The sequence below is a fragment of the Mycobacterium sp. genome, assembly GCF_040398885.1.
Taxonomy (GTDB): Bacteria; Actinomycetota; Actinomycetes; order Mycobacteriales; family Mycobacteriaceae; genus Mycobacterium.
Genome location: NZ_JBBATF010000107.1, coordinates 1 through 5,189, shown reverse-complemented (window position 1 = coordinate 5,189; position 5,189 = coordinate 1). Strand labels below are relative to the sequence as shown.

Here is a 5,189-nt window from a genome sequence, read left to right as displayed (position 1 = left end):
CGAAACGACCGAAGCCACCGTCACCTACGAGACGACCGAGGTGGCCGTGGCCTACGATCCGACCGCCGCGGTGTACGCGGACACCGGCCTGCCGGTCACGTCGGGCGACCCGTTGCCCGGCGACTCGTCGGGCTGGTGATGAATCGGCCGGATCCCTCGGTCACCCGAATCACGGGCCCGTGGCGTCATCTCGACGTCCACGCAAACGGCATCCGGTTCCAGTGCGTCGAGGCGTTGCCCGACGATGACGACACTCCCCCCACCGCCAGACCGCTGGTCATGCTGCTGCACGGCTTCGCCTCGTTCTGGTGGTCCTGGCACCACCAGTTGCGCGGCGTGTCGGGCGCCCGGGTGGTCGCGGTGGACCTGCGCGGCTACGGCGGCAGCGACAAGCCCCCGCGAGGCTACGACGGTTGGACCCTGGCCGGGGACACCGCCGGGTTGGTCCGCGCCCTCGGGCACACCTCAGCCACCCTGGTCGGGCACGCCGACGGCGGTCTGGTGTGCTGGGCCACGGCGCTCCTGCACTCCCGGGTGGTGGATGCCATCGCGTTGGTCAGCTCGCCACACCCGGCCGCCCTGCGCCGGTCGGTGATCGCCAACGCCGAACAGCGGCGGGCGTTGATGCCCAGCCTGTTGCGTTACCAACTCCCCCGATGGCCGGAACGCCTGCTCACCCGGAACGACGCCGAGGAGCTCGAGGCCTTGGTCTCCGCCCGCGCGTCCGCGAAATGGGTTGCCTCCGAAGACTTCTCCGAGACCATGGCGTATCTTCGTCAGGCAATTCAGATCCCGTCCGCGGCACACTCCGCACTGGAGTACCAGCGGTGGGCAGTGCGCAGCCAGACCCGCGGTGAGGGCCGGCGGTTCATGAAGTTGATGGACCGCCCACTGGAGTTGCCACTGCTGCACATGCGTGGTGCCGAGGATCCTTACGTACTGGCCGACCCGGTGGAACGCAGCCGCCGCTTCGCTCCCCGGGGACGATTCGTCGAGCACGCCGGCGCCGGGCACTACGCCCACCAGGAGGCCCCCGCGGAGGTCAACGCGCGCCTGCAGGAGTTCCTGACTTCGACGGTGCTCAGCCGTTGACGCAGGCCCCGGTCGGCACCTTCGCCGTGTTGCCGATCTTGGCCAACTGACGCGACACCTCGTCGGTGGTCATGACGAAGCCGGTGTCGTTGTCGTCGACTGCCGCCCCGAACACCACACCGATCACCTGACCCGCACGGTTGATCATCGGGCCGCCCGAGTTGCCTTGGCGGACGAGGCCGCGGATCGTGTAGACCTCGCGGTCGACCGTGGTGGTCTTGTAGATGTCGGGACCGTTCAACTCGATGATCTCGCGCACCCGGGCCGGGGTGGCCACGAAGTCACCGCCGCCGGGGAAACCGAGCACCACGGCGTCGGTGCCCGTCTTGGCCGGCTCCTCGGCGAACTGCAGGGGTTGCAACGGCAGGTTGGGGACGTCGAGGATGGAGATATCGGCGCTGGGATCGTAGGAGACCACCGTGGCGTCGTACTTTTTGCCGTCCTCGGCCTCGACGGTCACGCTGTCAGCGCCGGCGACCACGTGCGCGTTAGACATCACCCGGTTGGGTGCGATGACGAAACCGGTTCCCTCCAGGACCTTTTGGCAGGCCGTCGCCACACCCCGGATCTTGACCACACTGGATCGCGACTTGCCGACCACCAGGCTGTCGGCCAGAGAAGCGTCCGGCGCATCGACCGTCGGTGCCGGGTTGCGCAACGGCTCGAGCACGTCGGGTAGGCCGGAGGTGCTCAGCAGCGCCGACATCCGCTTGGGCACCGCGCGCAGCCACTCGGGGGCGTATTTATCGACCTCGGAGATGACCTTCGAACCCTTTGTGGCCCCGGCCAGATTCGTCTGATTGGAGGTGGTCAGCGGGCTGCCCAGCAGCCACGCGGCGACCAGCACGACGACCAGTTGCAGTGCGACGCCGACCAGCGAGTCGACCACCCGGACCGGGCCGCTCCGGATCGAGCCGCGCACCGCGCGACCCAGCACGACACCGGCCACCTCGCCGATCACCACCAGCGCCAGGATCAGGAACAGCGCGGCGAACAGCTTCGCGCGCGGAGAGTCGAAGAAGCCGACGACGTGCGGTGCGAGCATCACGCCCGCGATCGCGCCGAGGACGACCCCGATGAACGACATCAGCGAGCCGAGCGCACCCGAGCGCCAGCCGGAGATCGCCGCGATCAGCGCTACGCCGACGATGGCGATGTCCAGCCATTGCGAACTCGTCACACCGGCTCCTCACTGTCATCCGCACTGCGCCCGTCATCTGCGCCCGAACCGGCGAGGTTACCGATAAGCGCCATCGCTTCGTCCAACTCTCGCACGTCTTCGGTATCCCACGGTTGCCCCCAACCGGCCACGTCCAGCATCGCCGAGATTACGTGACCGGTGAAACCCCACACCAACATCTCGTCGAGCAGGAACGCCGGTCCGGCATAGCGGCGCTCCAGTCCGGTGCGGCACACCATCAGCCGGTTCGCCGGGTTGATCAAGGCCCGCAGCGGAACCCGCGCGACCGCGGCGGTCTCCGCTTCGTCGACCACCGCGACGGGGCCGGGGTCAGGCGAATAAGCCAGCACCGGTACGACGTGAAACCCCGACGGCGGGATGAACATCCGGTCGAGAGTGGCCAGCGGGTGCAGGCGCCCGGGGTCGACGCCGGTCTCCTCGTTCGCCTCGCGTAGCGCGGTGTGGACTGGTCCGGGATCGCCGGGGTCGGCGGCGCCGCCGGGGAAGGCGGCCTGGCCGGCGTGGTGGCGCAACGTCCCGGCGCGGACCGTGAGCAGCAGGTCGGCGTCGACGGGAACCTGCCCCGGTGGATGTTCGGCGTGCGGACCGGAGAACAGCACGAGCACAGCGGCATCGCGCGTCGACGCGGCGCCCACGGCGGCCAAAGCGGCAAGGATCTCCGGCGGCACCCGTCGCCGGTAGGCGTCGGGCACCCGGTCGAGATTGTCCACCAGGGGGGCCAGCCAGGGCGGCCGGGACTGCGGGCGAAGCGGATCGGCCGGGAGAAAGTCGTCTCTCACCGAGACTGACTCACTTCAGGACCGCATCCACCGCGGCGGCGACCTCATCGGCGCTGGTGAACGGCTGGGGCAGCACCCGCGCAACGCTACCGTCCCGGCGCAGCACCACGGTGGAGGGCATGACGTTCGGCACCCTCAGGGCAGCGGCGATGCTGCGGCGGCCGTCCTGCAGCACCGGTAACCGGACACCCAGTTCGGCCATCCGGATCAGCGCCGCGGTCTCGTTCTCGTCCTGATGCACGGTGACCACCTCGACCGAATCACCGACACGGCGCTGGTAGTCCTGCAGTGCGGGCAGTTCCTCGGCGCAGGGCGTGCACCAGTAGGCCCACAGGTTGAGCACCACCGTCCGGTCGGCCACCACCCCGGCCGCATTCACCTCCGAACCATCGGCGGCGCACTCAACCGTCACCTCGCGCAGCGCCGCCGGGCCCGCGCCGGGGTCTCCGGTCGGACACGGCGGCAGGGCGGCGCGCTGACGCGGCCCGGCCAGCGCCTTCTCGGTGTCGGCCGCACGGTGCGTCCGCCGGTCCGGGGCGCTCGCGGCCCGTTGCGGGTCCGCGCCGTCGGTGACTTCCAGGGCGAACGCCACGGCGAGGGCGCCGAGGATGGCCAGCACCGCCAGGGTCCACCGCGTCGACGTGCGCATCGACCTACAGCCCCGCCAGTTTCAGCAGGTGTTCGGTCTCCGGACCCCTGACGAGATCGGCGGCGAGCAGTGGTTCGGTGGGCCCGGTGCCGTAGGAGGGGCAGTCCTTGGCCAGGACGCACACCCCGCAGGCGGGCTTGCGGGCGTGGCACACCCGGCGGCCGTGGAAGATGACCCGGTGACTGAGAAGCGTCCACTGGTCACGTTCGATGAGGGCCCCGACGGCATGTTCGACCCTCACCGGATCGGTTTCGGCGGTCCATCGCCAGCGGCGCGCCAGCCGGCCGAAGTGGGTGTCGACGGTGATGCCGGGGACGCCGAAGGCATTGCCGAGGATCACGTTGGCGGTTTTCCGGCCGACCCCGGGCAGCGTCACCAACTCGTCCATGGTGCCGGGCACCTCGCCGCCGAACCGCTCCTCGAGTTCGCGGCCCAGCCGGATCAGCGAGTCGGCCTTGTTGCGGTAGAAGCCGGTGGGCCGGATCAGTTCCTCAAGCTCGGTGCGGTCGGCCTCGGCGTAGTCCGCGGCCGTCCGGTATCTGGCGAACAACGCCGGGGTCGTCAGATTGACCCGTTTGTCGGTGCTCTGCGCCGAGAGGATGGTGGCGACGGCCAGTTCGAGGGGGTTTGCGAAATCCAGTTCGCAGTACACATGCGGGAAGGCGATCGCCAGCGTCCGGTTCATCCGGCGGGCCCGGCGCACCAGACCGAGGTGGGTTTCGCCATCCCATCTGGATTTCCCGCCCGCGGCCGCCATCACGCTGCCAGGGTACTGACCGCCGACAGACCGGTGGCATTTCGTGATCCCGATGAGACGTCGCACCGGTTAACTCCCCGCTATGTCCTGGTTGGTGGCCGTCAGTTTCCCGGTGCTGCTGATGCTGTTCACGGCCGGACTGCAGCGCATCGAGACCCTGTTGCACAGTGACCGGCTCTCGGCCGCCGCGTTGGTGACCAGGCTGGAACGGGCCGCCCGCCACGCCGGCCGGGAGGCCGCCGAACGAACGTTGAACGAACTCTCCGGCGTCAAGCCGGTGAGCCGGCTGGATCCCCTGCTGCTGATCGACGAGCCCGGTCTGCCCACCCGGCCGAATCCACTATTTCAGCCTTCGGGCTAGGCCGTTTCTGTGTAGGTTGGGGCACGTCGGCGAGACTGACTAAGCATTAGGCTCGGTGACCTGCGCACGTGCTAAGTCACCGAGATGAGCTGAAGGGGCCGACGTGGACGAGATCCTGGCCAGGGCCGGAATCTTCCAGGGAGTGGATCCAACCGGGGTTTCCGCCCTGACCAAGCAGCTGCAGCCGGTCGACTTCCCCCGCGGCCACACGATTTTCAACGAAGGCGAACCGGGCGACCGGCTCTACATCATCATGTCGGGAAAGGTGAAGATCGGCCGCCGATCGCCCGACGGCCGGGAGAACCTGCTGACGATCATGGGGCCGTCGGACATGTTCGGCGAGCTGTCCA

Annotated in this window: 7 protein-coding genes; 3 read left to right on the top strand and 4 right to left on the bottom strand. The window is 69.1% G+C overall.

The genetic code is table 11. The features are described from left to right. Positions 1-138: 138 nt before the first annotated feature. Positions 139-1,092: an alpha/beta fold hydrolase gene (locus tag ADBZ5U_RS10950; RefSeq protein WP_526265303.1), complete on the top strand. Its 954-nt coding sequence runs from the start codon at positions 139-141 to the stop codon at positions 1,090-1,092. On the opposite strand, the gene marP is transcribed toward ADBZ5U_RS10950, so the two are convergent. Genes marP through nth form a run of 4 tightly spaced genes read right to left on the bottom strand, consistent with a single transcriptional unit; the run spans position 1,082 to position 4,478 of the window. Then, positions 1,082-2,272, bottom strand: a complete 1,191-nt coding sequence (gene marP, locus ADBZ5U_RS10945; protein ID WP_526265301.1) for an acid resistance serine protease MarP — start codon at positions 2,270-2,272, stop codon at positions 1,082-1,084. The genes ADBZ5U_RS10950 and marP overlap by 11 nt on opposite strands. Then, entirely contained in the window at positions 2,269-3,072 is an 804-nt protein-coding gene (locus ADBZ5U_RS10940) for an NUDIX hydrolase (protein ID WP_526265299.1), read from the bottom strand. Before ADBZ5U_RS10940 ends, marP begins: the two co-directional genes overlap by 4 nt. 10 nt (positions 3,073-3,082) lie before the next feature. Continuing rightward, complete coding sequence (locus ADBZ5U_RS10935) at positions 3,083-3,721, bottom strand: TlpA family protein disulfide reductase (protein WP_526265297.1); 639 nt, start codon at positions 3,719-3,721, stop codon at positions 3,083-3,085. A gap of 4 nt (positions 3,722-3,725) precedes the next feature. Then, positions 3,726-4,478 (bottom strand): endonuclease III, encoded by a 753-nt coding sequence (gene nth, locus ADBZ5U_RS10930; protein WP_526265311.1) that lies wholly within the window; start codon positions 4,476-4,478, stop codon positions 3,726-3,728. An 82-nt stretch (positions 4,479-4,560) separates the two neighbouring features. Here nth and ADBZ5U_RS10925 point away from each other — a divergent pair, with 82 nt between their 5' ends. Further along, positions 4,561-4,839 carry a hypothetical protein gene (locus ADBZ5U_RS10925; RefSeq protein WP_526265295.1) on the top strand — a complete coding sequence of 93 codons (279 nt, stop codon included), beginning with the start codon at positions 4,561-4,563 and terminating at the stop codon, positions 4,837-4,839. 103 nt (positions 4,840-4,942) lie between these two features. Then, positions 4,943-5,189, top strand: a 247-nt coding sequence (locus ADBZ5U_RS10920; protein ID WP_526265293.1) for a cyclic nucleotide-binding domain-containing protein, incomplete at its 3' end; no start/stop codon positions are given.